This window comes from Flavobacterium sp. (genome assembly GCF_044369455.1).
Taxonomy (GTDB): domain Bacteria; phylum Bacteroidota; class Bacteroidia; order Flavobacteriales; family Flavobacteriaceae; genus Flavobacterium.
In genome coordinates, this window is the sequence record NZ_JBIPLW010000008.1 from 40,582 (window position 1) to 55,841 (window position 15,260).

At 32.7% G+C, this 15,260-nt stretch carries 14 protein-coding genes; 10 read left to right on the top strand and 4 right to left on the bottom strand.

What is annotated here, in order from left to right; translation table 11 throughout:
• The first annotated feature begins 1 nt into the window (after position 1).
• From ACIQ2L_RS09130 to ACIQ2L_RS09160, 7 genes are all read left to right on the top strand, one after another.
• Positions 2–1,696 carry an LIC_10190 family membrane protein gene (locus ACIQ2L_RS09130; protein WP_396157997.1) on the top strand — a complete coding sequence of 565 codons (1,695 nt, stop codon included), beginning with the start codon at positions 2–4 and terminating at the stop codon, positions 1,694–1,696.
• On the top strand, positions 1,689–2,453 hold the full coding sequence (locus ACIQ2L_RS09135) for a TIGR02757 family protein (RefSeq protein WP_396157999.1): 765 nt from the start codon (positions 1,689–1,691) through the stop codon (positions 2,451–2,453). Before ACIQ2L_RS09130 ends, ACIQ2L_RS09135 begins: the two co-directional genes overlap by 8 nt.
• A gap of 114 nt (positions 2,454–2,567) precedes the next feature.
• On the top strand, positions 2,568–3,911 hold the full coding sequence (locus ACIQ2L_RS09140) for a DEAD/DEAH box helicase (RefSeq protein WP_396158001.1): 1,344 nt from the start codon (positions 2,568–2,570) through the stop codon (positions 3,909–3,911).
• 167 nt (positions 3,912–4,078) lie between these two features.
• The gene (locus ACIQ2L_RS09145) at positions 4,079–6,019 is read left to right on the top strand and encodes a BatA and WFA domain-containing protein (RefSeq protein WP_396158004.1); all 1,941 of its coding nucleotides are present in this window, start codon (positions 4,079–4,081) and stop codon (positions 6,017–6,019) included.
• Positions 6,016–7,272 carry a dihydroorotase family protein gene (locus ACIQ2L_RS09150; RefSeq protein ID WP_396158006.1) on the top strand — a complete coding sequence of 419 codons (1,257 nt, stop codon included), beginning with the start codon at positions 6,016–6,018 and terminating at the stop codon, positions 7,270–7,272. Before ACIQ2L_RS09145 ends, ACIQ2L_RS09150 begins: the two co-directional genes overlap by 4 nt.
• Positions 7,265–7,591: a hypothetical protein gene (locus ACIQ2L_RS09155; protein ID WP_396158008.1), complete on the top strand. Its 327-nt coding sequence runs from the start codon at positions 7,265–7,267 to the stop codon at positions 7,589–7,591. Before ACIQ2L_RS09150 ends, ACIQ2L_RS09155 begins: the two co-directional genes overlap by 8 nt.
• Complete coding sequence (locus ACIQ2L_RS09160) at positions 7,591–8,265, top strand: alpha/beta hydrolase (RefSeq protein ID WP_396158010.1); 675 nt, start codon at positions 7,591–7,593, stop codon at positions 8,263–8,265. The genes ACIQ2L_RS09155 and ACIQ2L_RS09160 overlap by 1 nt, the downstream gene beginning before the upstream one ends.
• A gap of 63 nt (positions 8,266–8,328) precedes the next feature.
• On the opposite strand, the gene ACIQ2L_RS09165 is transcribed toward ACIQ2L_RS09160, so the two are convergent.
• From ACIQ2L_RS09165 to ACIQ2L_RS09175, 3 genes are read right to left on the bottom strand one after another with little or no spacing between them, the layout of a single operon-like run.
• Entirely contained in the window at positions 8,329–8,823 is a 495-nt protein-coding gene (locus tag ACIQ2L_RS09165; RefSeq protein WP_396158013.1) for a hypothetical protein, read from the bottom strand.
• Between the two features lie 13 nt (positions 8,824–8,836).
• Positions 8,837–9,355: a hypothetical protein gene (locus tag ACIQ2L_RS09170; protein ID WP_396158015.1), complete on the bottom strand. Its 519-nt coding sequence runs from the start codon at positions 9,353–9,355 to the stop codon at positions 8,837–8,839.
• A 4-nt stretch (positions 9,356–9,359) separates the two neighbouring features.
• Positions 9,360–10,127: an MBL fold metallo-hydrolase gene (locus tag ACIQ2L_RS09175; RefSeq protein ID WP_396158017.1), complete on the bottom strand. Its 768-nt coding sequence runs from the start codon at positions 10,125–10,127 to the stop codon at positions 9,360–9,362.
• A 135-nt stretch (positions 10,128–10,262) separates the two neighbouring features.
• On the opposite strand from ACIQ2L_RS09175, the gene ACIQ2L_RS09180 reads away from it, so the two are divergent.
• Positions 10,263–11,720 carry a TonB-dependent receptor gene (locus ACIQ2L_RS09180; protein ID WP_396158168.1) on the top strand — a complete coding sequence of 486 codons (1,458 nt, stop codon included), beginning with the start codon at positions 10,263–10,265 and terminating at the stop codon, positions 11,718–11,720.
• Between the two features lie 140 nt (positions 11,721–11,860).
• Here ACIQ2L_RS09180 and ACIQ2L_RS09185 read toward each other — a convergent pair whose 3' ends face one another.
• Positions 11,861–12,025, bottom strand: coding sequence for a hypothetical protein (locus ACIQ2L_RS09185; protein WP_396158019.1), 165 nt, complete (start codon positions 12,023–12,025; stop codon positions 11,861–11,863).
• A gap of 164 nt (positions 12,026–12,189) precedes the next feature.
• Here ACIQ2L_RS09185 and ACIQ2L_RS09190 point away from each other — a divergent pair, with 164 nt between their 5' ends.
• Both ACIQ2L_RS09190 and ACIQ2L_RS09195 read left to right on the top strand, forming a co-directional pair.
• Positions 12,190–12,759 carry a Crp/Fnr family transcriptional regulator gene (locus tag ACIQ2L_RS09190; RefSeq protein WP_396158022.1) on the top strand — a complete coding sequence of 190 codons (570 nt, stop codon included), beginning with the start codon at positions 12,190–12,192 and terminating at the stop codon, positions 12,757–12,759.
• A gap of 72 nt (positions 12,760–12,831) precedes the next feature.
• Positions 12,832–15,255 carry a carboxypeptidase-like regulatory domain-containing protein gene (locus ACIQ2L_RS09195; protein ID WP_396158024.1) on the top strand — a complete coding sequence of 808 codons (2,424 nt, stop codon included), beginning with the start codon at positions 12,832–12,834 and terminating at the stop codon, positions 15,253–15,255.
• Positions 15,256–15,260: the final 5 nt, after the last annotated feature.

Here is a 15,260-nt window from a genome sequence, read left to right on the forward strand (position 1 = left end):
TATGATTCTTATTCTTATCAGTTGGCTTTATATTTTTTTTACAGCGATTTCATTTGGAATTGTCTTGTGCAAAATAGTTCGCCTTCAACAATTTGAAATCATTATAACTACTATTTTTGGATTGTTTTCAGTAACACTACTAGCAACTGTTTGGGCTTTTTTTGGCCCTATTAATATTGCTTTCCATTTGGTTTTGTGTATTTTATCGCTACTAATTTGGTATAAAAACAAAGCAACTTTAACCTCTTTTTTAAAAGAGATTTATTGTCAGATCAACTTACTTTCCATTCCAATTAAAATCTTTTTAGTAATTAGTAGTCTACTGATTTTAGCTCAAAGCTCTACCTTGCCATTTATAATCGATAATGAAAGCTATTATATCCAAACAATAAAATGGTTGAATGAATATGGTTTTGTCAAAGGATTGGCCAATTTACATTTGTTTTTGGGTCAAACCAGCGGTTGGCATATTACACAAAGTATTTATAGTTTTTCCTTTTTATACGACCGATTTAATGACTTGAACGGATTTTGCTTGTTGATTGGAAACTTTTTTGCATTTCAAAAACTCAATTATTATTTTTCTAAAGGAAATAGAATGGATTTAGTCTTTGGTCTATTGCCATTGACTTACGTATTCCTTTTTCAGTTTATAAGTGCACCTTCGCCTGATTTGCCAATTTATGTTTTTGGTTTTATTTTATTTTCAGCGTATTTGCAAAATGAACCGAATAAAGATCAATTTATCATTGTAAGTGTTTTGGCTTTTTTTGCTGTTTTTATAAAGATTACGGCTGTTGTTTTATTATTATTTCCTTTAATGATATTAATAAAACAACATAGAATTTTAAAAAAACAATTTCTTAAAGTTACGTTTATTGGCAGTTTTGTATTTATCTTGATTCTTTCAAAAAACACAATACTTACGGGCTATCCGCTTTTTCCGTTATTAAGTTTCAGAATTGATGTATACGATTATACTGTGCCAAGTATCATCATGGATTTTTTCTTTAGTAAAAGCATGTTGCACTCTTTTTACATGCCGTATGGAACTTTTGATAATTCATCGGTTCTTTCCATAACTAAAAAGTATTTTTTTGATAATGGATTATCCGGTTACATTGCTATAGCATCATTGTTAATAATGGGTATAACACCAATAGTTCTTATCAAAAAAAGATTAGTTAAGTCAATTTGGACGATTTATTTAGCCTTTATTATTGTAGTATTTTTGTTGATATTTAGCTCTCCTCAATACCGTTTTTATATTTATTTTAGCCTATTTTTTTTGTTGGTGTTCCTATCATTTTTTATTTCAAATCAAAAACAAATAATACGCTTACTTGGCTTAAATATAATAGCTATTGCCATTATACTTATACATCCTATGTCCTTTAATAATGTAACTAAAAACAAATTTTTGACACAGAATACTACCTTTCATTTTAAAAACTTTGTCATTCCCGAACCAAATTCGAAATGGTCTAACGAATTTAAAAAAACCAGTATTGGCAATATGCATTATCATTCACCAATAGACACTTCATTCTTTTGGGTAACCGGAAATGGTCATTTACCATGTGTAAACAAAACGCAACTAAACTATTTTCATAAAGGATTTTTCTTTATTCCGCAACAAAGAAGCATTGATTTGAGTAATGGTTTTTATGCTCAAAAAGTGAGTAGTGATGAATAAGAATGAATTGAAAGAGTTTTTGGATGAAAAGGTTTTACTTTATAATAATCCGAAATTTATTGATAGTGACCCTATTCAAATTCCACATCAGTTCACACTGAAAGAGGATATAGAAATTTCCGGATTTTTGACCGCTACAATCGCATGGGGAAATCGCAAAATGATTATCAACAATAGCCAAAGAATGATGCAAAAGATGGGAAATTCTCCCTATGATTTTGTCATGAGTCATTCAGAAACGCAATTAGAAAGTTTGGAAGGATTTGTGCATCGTACCTTCAACAGCGACGATTTTATAACATTTATTAAATCGCTAGAACATATTTATACCAATCATAACGGATTGGAAATGGCTTTTGCCAAAAACCAACAAGTAACATCCATGCAATTTAGTATAGCCGAATTTAAGAAATTATTCTTTGAAATGCCGCATCAACACCGAACTACTAAACACGTTTCCGATCCAATACAAGGCTCCGCTGCCAAGCGAATCAACATGTTTTTACGTTGGATGTGCCGAAATGATAAAGCTGGAGTTGATTTTGGTATTTGGAAAAGTATTTCGCCTGCTGCACTTTCGTGCCCATTGGATGTGCATTCGGGTAATGTAGCTCGTAAATTAGGATTGCTTACGCGAAAACAAAATGATGCCAGAGCATTAGCCGAACTCGACTCCGCTTTGCGTTTACTTGATGCCAATGATCCTGTTAAATATGACTTTGCACTTTTTGGATTGGGTGTTTTTGAAGGATTTTAAGTTAAATCGGTAATCAAACTGATTTGATTGCTTCCAACTCCTAAATCAGAATTCCCTATCTTTGCGCCATCCTTGAACAAAAATTGTTTATAGGTGACATAAATGACAACTGCAATGAGCACTTTCGAGCAATTCAATCTTCCAAAATCACTACAAAAAGCCATAGACGAATTAGGACTAACCACACCTACTCCAATTCAAGAGAAATCATTTTCAGTAATTATGTCAGGGCGAGATATGATGGGTATTGCACAAACCGGAACAGGAAAGACTTTTGCCTATTTATTACCAATTTTAAAGCAATGGAAGTTTGTGGCAACCGATACTCCGAGAATTGTTATACTGGTACCAACCCGAGAATTGGTTGTTCAAATAGCGGGAGAAGTTGAAAAACTATCCCAATTCATGTCGGTTAGAACACTTGGTGTTTATGGTGGTGTGAATATCAACACACAGAAAAAAGCAGTTTATCAAGGGATTGATGTTTTGGTTGGAACTCCAGGTCGTGTAATGGATTTGGCATTAGATAATGTCATTCGATTTGACAGCTTACAAAAATTGGTTATTGACGAGTTTGACGAAATGCTCAATTTAGGATTTAGAACTCAGGTTACTTCAATCCTATCGATGATAAAAAATAAACGACAAAACATCTTGTTCTCGGCAACCATGACCGATGAGGTTGATGATATGTTAGAAGATTATTTTGACTTTCCAGAAGAAGTTACACTTGAAAAATCAGGAACACCTTTAGAGAAAATAGAACAGTTGGGATACTTTGTGCCTAACTTTTTAACAAAGATAAACCTGATTGTAGAATTATTAAAAGACGAAAGTTTAGAACGGGTTTTGCTTTTTGTAAACAATAAAAAAACGGCCGATTTACTAGCTGTAAAATTAGAAGAGAGCTATCCTAATCAATTTGGAATCATCCATTCGAACAAATCACAAAACTATCGTTTGCAAACTATGGCTTCGTTTCAAGCTGGAGAAATCAGAGGAATTGTAACCACGGATGTAATGGCTAGAGGTTTGGATATTTCTGATGTGACACACGTTATCAATGTTGAGTTTTCGGAAGTCCCTGAACAATATATTCACCGAATTGGTCGAACTGGTCGTGCCGATAAATCAGGAATTGCAGTTAGTTTGATTGGTCCAAATGAACAGGAAATTCAGATAGAAGCAGAAATGCTGATGAATAAAGAAATCAAGATTTTAGCGCTTCCAACAACCGTTGAAGTGGCTACTCGCTTATTGGAATTTGAAAAAGACAAAAAGAAACTGAAAGTCATTTTAAAAACCAATAAATTAGAAGGTGGAGCTTCTTTTCATGAAAAGTCTAAGAAAAATTCAAAAGTAAACCTTGGTGGTCCATCCAAAACCAAGAAAAAAACAGGAACTTCTGTTAATAGGAATATCTTAAAAACTCGAGCGGCGAAAAGGAAGAAAAAGTAGTGTTCAGTGTTCAGTTATAAGTTGGCAGTAAAAAGGTCGCCATAATTTAAAAATCTGAACACTAAATACTGAACACTGAACACTTTTTTTTACTATTTTTGACAATTCGTAAGAATCAACGAATTCTTATGAAAAAAAAACTACCATGAGGTAAATCTTTATAAAGAATGCAGTTCAAACACCCAGAAGTACTTTATTTTCTCTTCTTATTGGTAATCCCAATTCTGGTTCATTTATTTCAACTGCGTCGTTTTAAGAAAGAATATTTCACCAACGTACAATTTCTTAAAGAGCTTTCGATACAAACCCGTAAAAGTTCAATCATCAAAAAATGGTTATTGCTTTTAACACGATTATTTTTACTCCTTTTTTTAATATTTGCTTTTGCTCAACCTTTCTTTTCAGCTAAAGACAGTACGAAAAATTTAAATGAAATGTATATTATTCTGGACAATTCCTACAGTATGCAAGCCAAAGGCAAAAAAGGAGAATTATTAAAACGTGCCATTCAGGATTTATTAGAACATACTCCCGAAGCACAAAAATTCTCGTTGATTACCAATGCTGATAATTATTGGAATACGGATATCAAATCGATTCAAAAAGAATTGCAAAATCTTAATTATAGCGCTTCTCCTTTTCGATTGGATAATTTAATTGCTAAAGTAAATGCCCGTAAATCGGCATTCAATAAAGATATCATTGTAATTACCGATGCCGTTGGTTTAGAAGAAAAACAAACCAAAAGTTTCAGAAAAGAAGATACTATCTATTTCATAATCCCAAAAGCTGAACAAAAAAATAATATCGCAATTGATAGTGTTTTCATTCGACAAAATTTAGATAATTTTTATGAGATAGGAATAAAATTATCTGCAAACGGTGAAGATTTTAAAGACATTCCTATTGCTTTGTATAATAAAAACAAATTAATTGCTAAGACGCTAATCAACTTTGAAACATCCCGAAGCTTCGGGACAAAAACCATAAATTTCACCATTCCAAAAGAAGATTTCCATGGCTTTGTTTCGATAACCGATAAGGGTTTGGCGTATGACAACAACTATTATTTTAGCATTTCAAAACCCAGTAAAACCAATGTTATCAGTATAGGTGATAGCGAAAAAAGTCTTTTCTTAGCCCGAATTTACACCAACGATGAATTTAATTTTACGAATATTCCATTAGCCAATTTAGATTATAATTTGATCGAAAAGCAAGATGCAATTATACTCAATGAATTAAAAGATATTCCACAAGCTTTGCAGACCACGCTAAAATCATTTGTTGCCAAAGGAGGAAATTTGGTTCTAATTCCGGCGCTTGAATCTAATATTACTCAATTGAATTCATTTGTAACTAACTTTGGTACATTACAATTCAAAACCGCTACAACTTCGGAAAAAAAGGTAACTAAAATTAACTTTAATCATCCGTTGTTTAGTAACGTTTTCGAAAAGAAAATTGATAACTTCCAATATCCATCAACCAAATCTTCATTCGGATTAAGCAGTTCTTCACCGTCTGTTTTAACATACGAAGATCAAAGTCCATTCTTGACTTCGGTGTCAAATGTTTTGTCTTCGGTATATCTTTTTGCAGGGCCAATCAACAAATTGAATAGCAATTTTCAGAACTCACCGATAATTGTTCCAACGTTTTACAATATGGCACAAAACATTCAAAAAACAGGCGTTAATGCAATTATTATTGGAGAAAACCAACCCTTTGTAGTTGATGCATTTTTATCAAAAGACGAGATTCTAATTGTAAAAAATAGTGCTGAAAGTTTTATTCCAGTACAACAATTAATGAATACTAAAGTTAAAATGACTTTTAATGATAATCCATTAGAAGCTGGAAATTTTGGTATATTTAACAAAACTAATCTGTTTCAGAATATCAGTTTTAACTATAATAGAACCGAAAGTAATTTGGCTTTATCTAATCCTGATATAGCGAAAAATTTTAAGGAGATTGATGCAATTGAAACTGTTTTCAATAGTATACAAACCGATAGAACCGACACGCAAATCTGGAAATGGTTTGTGATTTTAGCATTACTCTTTTTAGCATTAGAATTACTCATTCAAAAATTTGTAAAATGAACCTAATCATCCGAAAAGCAACAATTGTAGACCCAAAAAGTCCGTATCATAATCAAACTGTTGATATTAAAATTACCAATGGAATCATCGAAGAAATTGGTGTTTCGATTCTGAATATAGATACTCACGAAGAATTTCATCATGATGATTTGCATATTTCACAAGGTTGGTTTGACACGAGCGTTTCGCTAGGAGAACCTGGTTTTGAAGATAGAGAAACTATTGCTAACGGTTTAAATGTAGCAGCTAAATCAGGATTTACAGGCATTGCGCTACAGCCCAATTCCTATCCTATTATTGACAATCAATCGCAAGTACATTTTGTCAAACAAAAAGCAGTAAACTCAGCTACAGAATTGTTTCCAATTGGCGCTTTTACTAAAGGAAGTGAAGGAAAAGATATGGCGGAACTGTTTGATATGAAAAATGCGGGCGCTATAGCCTTTGGCGATTATAATACCAGTTTGGCAAATGCTAATCTGCTGAAAATTGGATTACAATATGTTCAGGATTTTGATGGATTAGTAATCGCTTTTTGTCAAGATGAAACCATCAAAGGAAACGGCGTTGCCAATGAAGGAATTGTTTCAACACGATTGGGCTTAAAAGGAAACCCAAACTTAGCCGAAGAACTACTAGTTACTCGAAATTTATTTTTATTAGAGTATACTGGCGGAAAATTACATATTCCAACGCTGTCTACAGCAAAATCAGTTGCTTTAATTAAAGAAGCTAAGAAAAGAGGATTACAAGTAACCTGTAGTGTTTCTGTTCATCACTTGGTCATGACTGATGAAAAGTTAGAGGGTTTTGACACCCGATATAAGGTATCACCTCCATTACGAACTGATGATGACAGACAAGCCTTAATCGCTGGTGTTTTGGATAATACCATTGATTGCATAACGAGTGATCACAATCCGATAGATATCGAAAATAAAAAGATGGAATTTGATTTGGCAAAAAATGGAACCATAGGTTTGGAAAGTGCATTCGGCGCTTTACTAGTGGTGTTACCTTTAGAAAAAATTATCACGAAATTAACTTTCGGTAGAACTATTTTAAATTTTGAAAATCAAGTAATTGAAGTAAATAATAAAGCTTCACTAACTTTATTTACTACGAATGATAATTGGACTTTTGAAAAAGAACATATTCTATCAAAATCTAAAAATTCTGCTTTTCTGGGTCAAAAGATGAAAGGAAAAGTTATTGGAATTTATAATCAAGGAAAATTTGTTATCAATGGATAAAAAAACAATCGACGAAGGTAGATCAATTGCAATTACCAGCTACATCTTAATTATTGGTGTTTTAATTGCGCTTTCAATGAACTCAGATGATAAAAATAAGTTTGCTTCATTTCATATCAGACAAGGTCTAGGATTAACTATAACTTTTATAATACTGGGAGTTTCCATAAGTTTTTTTGAAAGTATTTATGTAGCCGCATCAATGTGGATTTTTATTTCTGTTTTGGCACTATATGGGCTTTTTTGTGCGGCTCTTGGAAAAACAACTATGATTCCTTTATTAGGTCCTTTTTTTCAAAAAACATTTAAAAGTTTATAATGAGTTTATCTTTACATTACTTAATCAGAGAACCCCAAATAAAGAATGACACTCGAGGCAACGCCAAACTGAGCGATGCTAAAAGACCATTACTCCTATTGCTTCATGGCTATGGCAGTAATGAAGAAGATTTGTTTTCTTTTGCAAATGAACTTCCTGATGAATATTATGTGATTTCTGCTCGTGCACCTTTTGACCTGATGTATGGAAGTTATGCTTGGTATGCAATCAATTTTGATGCTGATGAAAATAAGTTTTCCGATATTGGTCAAGCCAGAGCATCTAGAGATATAATTTCAAATTTTATTGATGAGTTACTAGCCAATTTTCCAATTGATTCTAATAATATAACCTTAATAGGTTTTAGTCAGGGATGTATATTGAGTTATGCTGTTGGATTATCCTATCCTGAAAAAGTTCAACGTATCGTAGCAATGAGCGGCTATCTGAATACCGAAATTGCCGTAGATGATTTTGCTAAAAATAATGTTAGTAACCTAAAAATATTTGCTTCACACGGAACTGTAGATCAAGTTATTCCGGTAGATTGGGCGAGAAAATCGATACCAATATTAGAAAAATTAGGTGTTTCTGTAGTATTTAAAGAATATCCTGTTGGTCATGGAGTTGCGCCACAAAATTTCTTTGATTTAAAAAATTGGTTACAATCATAAAAAAAGGTCTTGACACGAGGCACAGCCGAACTGAGCGACCCTAATTTCAAGACCTTTTTTTTACTATTGTTGTTGGGTATCGGTTTCTATTTCTTTTTTGCCCATTTCACCATCACCGGAAAACATATTTTTATCTCCTTTTTTAAGGATATAACCTTTAGAGGCTAGTAATTGCCAATCATTTAAAATCCACGGTTTTCCATCAGAACTTCTTGATAACACTATTGAAGTTGTATCTTTAGGAAGGAAGATTTCAGCTTTACTAGCATCTTTATTGAACAGTACATAAGCACTTAAAGTTTCATCTTCATTTTCCAGCCTATCCATTGGGTTTAGTTGAATGCCCGAAAAACCTTTGACACATTCTTTATTCACTTTTGACCAAACATAACCTGCTGAAGCTAAGCAACCATTTTCATCTTTATCATTAAAAACGGAGGAATCTTTAACAGTCAAACTGTGTTTCGTTTCTTCGGTTTGTTCAGTTTTATCTATAAATCTACATGAACTAATGCTCAGTACAGCTAGTGTTACTATGCTTATTTTTTTTATTTTCATTTTTATTTAAAGCTTAATTTAATGACGTAGGATATAAGTAAGAATTCATAATTTCAAAAGAAATAGCGCCATTGTCTTCGACGAAATACTTCAAAAGCACTTCACCCCATAGTTCTCCATTGCTGTAATTAGCAATAATCCAGCGGTGATTCAAGAGTTTGACTTTATTGATGATAAACTTTTGATTTCCCATTTTTGCCTGATCCGTATATATATTTCCTTCCGTAGCATCATTAAAAGCTAACAATGCTTGTGTTACTTTTTCTGCAAAAACTGGAATGTTATTGATTTTACTACTCTCAAACAAGTAGTTTTGTGCTCTGTCATTTTGTTCTAAAGAAAATTCATTTACTTCATATAGTCTCTCATTTAAACTGATAATACTATCTGCAAATGATTTAGGATTCATATTGTTTGCCTCTTCAGTTGGCAATTTTTGTTCACTTTTCTCTTTTGAAGTAAAATATTTATAAGTAAAAATATTCATCAAAACAGCAATAATAAAAAGGTATAAAAACAATGATTTTTTCATATTTCTAAATTGTGATTTGTAAATTATCGTACGCTAAAAAAACATTCCTAGGCAATTTTTGTTGGACATCTTCATGAAAACCTAAAAGATGACTTATATGTGTTAAATAGGCTACCTCTGGTTGAATCAAATGTATAAAATCTAAAGCATCTTGCAAACTAAAATGTGAATGATGTGGTTCTTCTCGCAAAGCATTCACAACCAATATCTTTGTCCCTTTTAACTTTTTAATTTCGACATTGTCTATAGTTTTTACATCCGTTAAATATACAAAATCCTTAATTCTATACCCAAAAACCTGAAGATTTGCATGATCAACTTCAATTGGAATAATTTCAGTGTTACCAATGATAAAGTTCTGATTATTATGAATTACGATAGGTTCAACACTTGGAGCTCCTGGATATTTATTATCGGATTCGAAAATATAATCAAATCGTTTCTTTAAATTGTCCATGACACGCAGGTGTGCATACACTGGAATGTTTTTTTTTTGTTTAAAGAAAAAAGGACGAATATCATCTAAGCCAGCTGTATGATCTGCATGTTCATGTGTAAAAAGTAATGCATCTAGTTTTGAGCAACCCGAGGTAAGCATTTGTTGTCTGAAATCAGGGCCACAATCGATAACTATTGAATTATCACCCCAACTAACCCATACGGAAACACGTAGCCGCTTATCTCTATAATCGGAACTTTTACAAACAGAATGATTACTTCCAATTACGGGAATACCTTGCGAAGTTCCAGTGCCAAGAAAATAAATTTGCATTATTGCATGGTTTTTGAGATGATCGTTTTATATTTTTACTTAAAAAGTAACAAATAACAAAAATAGCGTTAATTATCTTTTAATTAAAATACCTATTTTACTAACTTTGCAAAGATATAAACTACTATGAATACTATAATAACAAATATTAAACTCAAGGGCGATAAAGCAATCGAACAGATTCCTGCTATCAAAGATAAAGCATTACGAATAAACATGAATGAAAACATTTATGGAACGTTTGCAGAAATTGGTGCTGGACAAGAAACTGTTCGACATTTTTTTAGAGCTGGAGGTTCATCAGGGACTATAGCAAAGGCAATGTCAGCTTATGATAAAGATTTTAGTGATGCTATTTATGGAATTGAAGATGATGGAAGATATGTAACAGAAAGTAGATTAAAAAAAATGCTTTCCCACGAAGTAGAACTCATTGAACACCGTTTAAACAGAGACAAACATCCAAACAAACTTTTTTTTAGTTTTGCCAATACTGTTTCTACAATAGATTTTGCAAAGCAGTTCAAAGGTCATGGTTGGGTTGGAATTAAATACCAAGTAGAGCCTGAGCAAGAATACAACGAAATAACACTTCACATACGTTTTAAAGAAAATGATTCTAGATTGCAACAAGAAACTCTTGGTGTTCTTGGTGTAAATTTGATTTATGGTGCATTTTATAAATACAACGATCCTAAAAAATTATTGCGGTACCTTTATGACCATTTAGATAAAGATCAGTTAGAGATTGATACAATTAATTTTTCAGGACCTTGTTTTGCTAATGTAGATAATCGATTGATGAGTTTGCAGTTAGTTAAAAACGGAATGACTGACGCAGTAATGTTCGGCCCAGATGGACAGAACATACTCCCAGCTGCCATACTTTATAAAAAGAATATATTGGCACTTAGAGGAAGCTTTCGACCTGTTACACAGGTAAATATGGACATGTATGAGCGATCATTAAAAATGTTTTTAGAGGAAAGTAAAGTTGATAAAGACAATGCTTTAGTCGTATTTGAAATTACATTATCTAACTTACGATCAGAGGGTGAAATTGACGAAAGAGACTTTATGGACAGGGCACAATTATTATGCTCTTTGGGTCAAACAGTTATGATTTCAAATTTCCAAGAATATTACAAAGTTGTAGAATACTTCGCAAGTTATACTAAAGCCCGAATGGGGTTAGCAATGGGAGTTAATAACCTCATAGATATTTTTGATGAAAAATACTATCGTCATTTAAGTGGTGGGATTTTGGAAGCTTTTGGCAAGCTTTTTTACCGCGATTTGAAGGTATTTCTATATCCTATGGAAGATGAAAATGGTAACATCATAACTTCACAAAATTTGAAAGTACACCCTAGAATGAAAGAACTCTACAAATTCTTTGCATACAATGGAAAAGTAGTTGATATTACTGATTTCGATAAAAGTCACTTGAAAATATTCTCTAGAGAAGTTTTAAAAATGATTAGTGATGGTGTCGAAGGTTGGGAAAAACAATTACCAGAGGGAATAGCAGAAATAATAAAAAATTATAAACTTTTTGGATATGATCCAAATAAAATTTTGCAAAAAGTTTAAAAATGAAAAGCCAAGAAGTTGACTTCTTGGCTTTTTTTATTCCTATTACTTCTGATTGTGAAAGCGAAAAAATAAACGACATTGAAAATGATATACATTTTATTCAGAATTATTTAATAACAAAAAATGGTCAACGTATTTTAGGATACTATTTTCCAACATCCTGTTTTGTCGTTTCCGATAAGTTCCCCACCGTGAGCATCTTGCGCTTGTCCACATAGAAATTCAATATTATAAGAACTTTTTCCCAAAACAAGAGCATTTTTGATGACTTCAGGAACAATCATCCCCACCCAACTCGCCATACATCAAATTAGTAACGAAGGAAAGCAGCAGGAGTAAGTTTTTTTTAATATTTTTGACAAACAAAAAAGGAAATAAACATTCTGCTATACACTCGAATCGGGGGAGATATATGGGCATATAAATAGATTTACTGCTGGTGTAGAACAAAATCAGAGCATCTAAAATGACAGAACAATTAAAGACATATTTTGCTAACAACTTTCAGACAACAACAACCGAAATAGAAAAACTTGTATCTGCATTTAAAGCCATAAGCGTAAAAAAAAACGAAACCCTAATTTCAAAAGGAGCTATTTGTAGATATACTTATTTCGTTTGCAAGGGTTCTGTTAGGGCATACTTTATTGATGACGATGGGCAAGAAGCAACAAGATATATTGCTCTTGAAAACCAATTTATTACTACTATACACTCGTTCATTTCGCAGACCCCAACCAATGAGTTTATAGAAGCAACTGAACATGCAGAACTTCTTCAAATATCATACAACGATTTTAAAAAAATAATTGAAGAAACAACACTAGGTAAAGATTTATACAATAAGCAACTTGAAGTTGCCTATATTACTAATCATTGGCGGTTGGAGAGTTTTTTAAAGATGTCTGCCAAGCAGCGGTACGACTTTTTGTTGCAAACTAATCCTGCCATTATTCAAAGATTATCGAACAAGATTGTAGCAAGCTATTTGGGTATTACTCAAGAAAGTTTGAGCCGAATTAAAGCACAGAAGTAATTTTTTATCATTTGTCAATGTTTTTCATTTTAATCAGCATCAATTTTGTAGCCATAAATCAAATCAATGTTTATGGTAATCAAATTAAAATGCTGGCTAATTATAGCAACTATTTTTGTGTCATTCGCTGCAAATGCTCAGAAATACACTTTGTCTGGTTATGTTAGAGATAGCGTAACAAATGAGTTCCTTATTGGGGCAACGGTACAAATTGAAAATACATCTATTGGGGCGTCTTCAAATGCCTATGGTTATTATTCGATGACTGTAAATAAAGGTGAAGTAACTTTATTAGTAAACTACACAGGTTACGAACAAAAAAGTCTTACAATTGAGGTAACTTCAAACATAACCTCAGATATTTCATTAAAAGAGAAAATCACATCCTTGAAAGAAGTGGTAGTTTCTTCTACAAAGAAAGACCGAAAAATAGTTAGTACTGATATGTCTGTGGAGAAAATATCTGCAAAAGATATCAAGCAAATTCCAATGGTGCTTGGTGAAGCAGATGTACTCAAGTCTATACAATTGCTACCAGGTGTTTCTGCTCCCACTGAAGGTTCAGGAGGTTTTAATGTAAGAGGAGGATCTGCAGACCAAAATTTGATCTTACTAGATGAAGCTATTGTTTACAATCCGTCTCATCTATTTGGCTTTTTCTCTGTTTTTAATGCTGATGCACTCAAAGATGCAACCATATACAAGGGCGGAATACCTTCAAAATATGGTGGTAGACTTTCCTCCGTATTAGACATTAGGATGAGAGAGGGAAACAATAAAAAATTTACCGCAACAGGTGGGATAGGGTTATTATCAAGTAGGGTAACTCTAGAAGCACCAATTGGCAAAGTACACGAAGATGGTGCAAATGGGTCTTTTCTACTCTCTGCCAGAAGGTCTTATGCAGATATATTTTTGCCTCTTTCATCAGACAAAGAGATAAGAAGTAATAAACTTTATTTCTATGACTTGAATTTCAGAAGCAACTACCGTTTATCGTCTAAAGACAGAATATTTCTTTCAGGGTACTTTGGTAGGGATAAAATTGTTGTACCTAACGGTTTTGGTAATTCTTGGGGAAATATAACAAGTACGTTTCGATGGAACCATTTGTTTAATCCTAAGCTGTTTATGAATGTGAGTGCCATTTATTCTAACTACGATTATGAAATTACTTTTTATCCAGGTAATAGTTTTCAATGGAACTCTTCACTTTCAAATGTAAACTTCAAAGCTGATTTTGACTATTATACAGGAGAAAAACACAAAATCAAGTTTGGTATAGGTTCCATTTTATATCAATTCAATCCTGGAAATATTAAACCTTTTGGAGCAAATTCTACAATTAATCCGACCAATTATAAAGAGAAAAGGGCTATAGAGAATTATGCATACCTACAGGACGATTACCGAATTTCTAGCAGACTTACACTAATGTACGGATTAAGAATATCTCAATTCGCTCAAATGGCGAACGACTCCATTCCAATTTACGAGAATGGGAAACCAGTTGTTTATAATCCAGTCATCAATAATTATGAGAAAGGAACCATTTTATCCTACAAGAATTATAGAAAAAATGAACTCTTAAACAATTCATTTGGCTTTGAACCACGCCTCAGTTTGAATTATCAAGTAAATGAGGTGTCGAGTATTAAATTGGGTTATAACCGAATGTACCAGTATATTCATTTGCTTTCTACTGCAACTTCTCCAACTCCATTGGATATCTATACGCCAACTTCTACATTTATTAAACCCCAAGTGGCTGACCAAATTGCTACGGGCTATTTCAGAAATTTTAAGGATAATATATTTGAATTTAGTGTAGAAGCATACTACAAATGGATGCAAAACCAATTTGATTTTATTGATGGTGCTTCACCAATTTTAAACAATTCACCAGAAACAATTCTACTAAATGGTAATGCACGTTCGTATGGTTTGGAATTTATGGTAAAGAAAAGTGAAGGAAGATTTACAGGATGGATAAGTTACACATTGTCAAAAGCCGAACGCAGAACACCAGGTATCGATGGTGGGAATGGAATAAATAATGGTGCTTATTATGTCACAAATTACGATAAGCCACATAACGTTGCAGTTACTGGAAATTATAAGATATCTGAGAAATGGTCTGTTTCAGCCAATTTCATATTCCAATCAGGCAGACCAGCTACTTATCCTGAATCAAAATACACATTTAACGGACTTTCTATACCTGAATATAGCGAACGTAATGCCCATCGATTGCCCAATTATCACAGATTAGATATTTCAGCAACGTTAAAAGGTAAACAAACAAAACGGTGGAAAAGTCAATGGATATTTGGTATTTACAATGTGTATAACCGCCAAAATGCCGCGAATATTACCTTCAAAGAAACCTTGACCAACAACAATAGTGAAACTGGATTAGGAACAGGAAATAACAAGGCATACAAGCTTACTTATTTTGGTTTAGTACCAAGTATTAGTTACGAGTTTAAATTTTAAAGAAT

Excerpts from the sequence above, each read along its gene's own strand:
- ACIQ2L_RS09130 (WP_396157997.1), top strand. The coding sequence starts at position 2 with ATGATTCTTATTCTTATCAGTTGGCTTTATATTTTTTTTACAGCGATT.
- ACIQ2L_RS09135 (WP_396157999.1), top strand. The coding sequence starts at position 1,689 with ATGAATAAGAATGAATTGAAAGAGTTTTTGGATGAAAAGGTTTTACTT.
- ACIQ2L_RS09140 (WP_396158001.1), top strand. The coding sequence starts at position 2,568 with ATGAGCACTTTCGAGCAATTCAATCTTCCAAAATCACTACAAAAAGCC.
- ACIQ2L_RS09145 (WP_396158004.1), top strand. The coding sequence starts at position 4,079 with ATGCAGTTCAAACACCCAGAAGTACTTTATTTTCTCTTCTTATTGGTA.
- ACIQ2L_RS09150 (WP_396158006.1), top strand. The coding sequence starts at position 6,016 with ATGAACCTAATCATCCGAAAAGCAACAATTGTAGACCCAAAAAGTCCG.
- ACIQ2L_RS09155 (WP_396158008.1), top strand. The coding sequence starts at position 7,265 with ATGGATAAAAAAACAATCGACGAAGGTAGATCAATTGCAATTACCAGC.
- ACIQ2L_RS09160 (WP_396158010.1), top strand. The coding sequence starts at position 7,591 with ATGAGTTTATCTTTACATTACTTAATCAGAGAACCCCAAATAAAGAAT.
- ACIQ2L_RS09165 (WP_396158013.1), bottom strand. The coding sequence starts at position 8,823 with ATGAAAATAAAAAAAATAAGCATAGTAACACTAGCTGTACTGAGCATT.
- ACIQ2L_RS09170 (WP_396158015.1), bottom strand. The coding sequence starts at position 9,355 with ATGAAAAAATCATTGTTTTTATACCTTTTTATTATTGCTGTTTTGATG.
- ACIQ2L_RS09175 (WP_396158017.1), bottom strand. The coding sequence starts at position 10,127 with ATGCAAATTTATTTTCTTGGCACTGGAACTTCGCAAGGTATTCCCGTA.
- ACIQ2L_RS09185 (WP_396158019.1), bottom strand. The coding sequence starts at position 12,025 with ATGGCGAGTTGGGTGGGGATGATTGTTCCTGAAGTCATCAAAAATGCT.
- ACIQ2L_RS09190 (WP_396158022.1), top strand. The coding sequence starts at position 12,190 with ATGACAGAACAATTAAAGACATATTTTGCTAACAACTTTCAGACAACA.
- ACIQ2L_RS09195 (WP_396158024.1), top strand. The coding sequence starts at position 12,832 with ATGGTAATCAAATTAAAATGCTGGCTAATTATAGCAACTATTTTTGTG.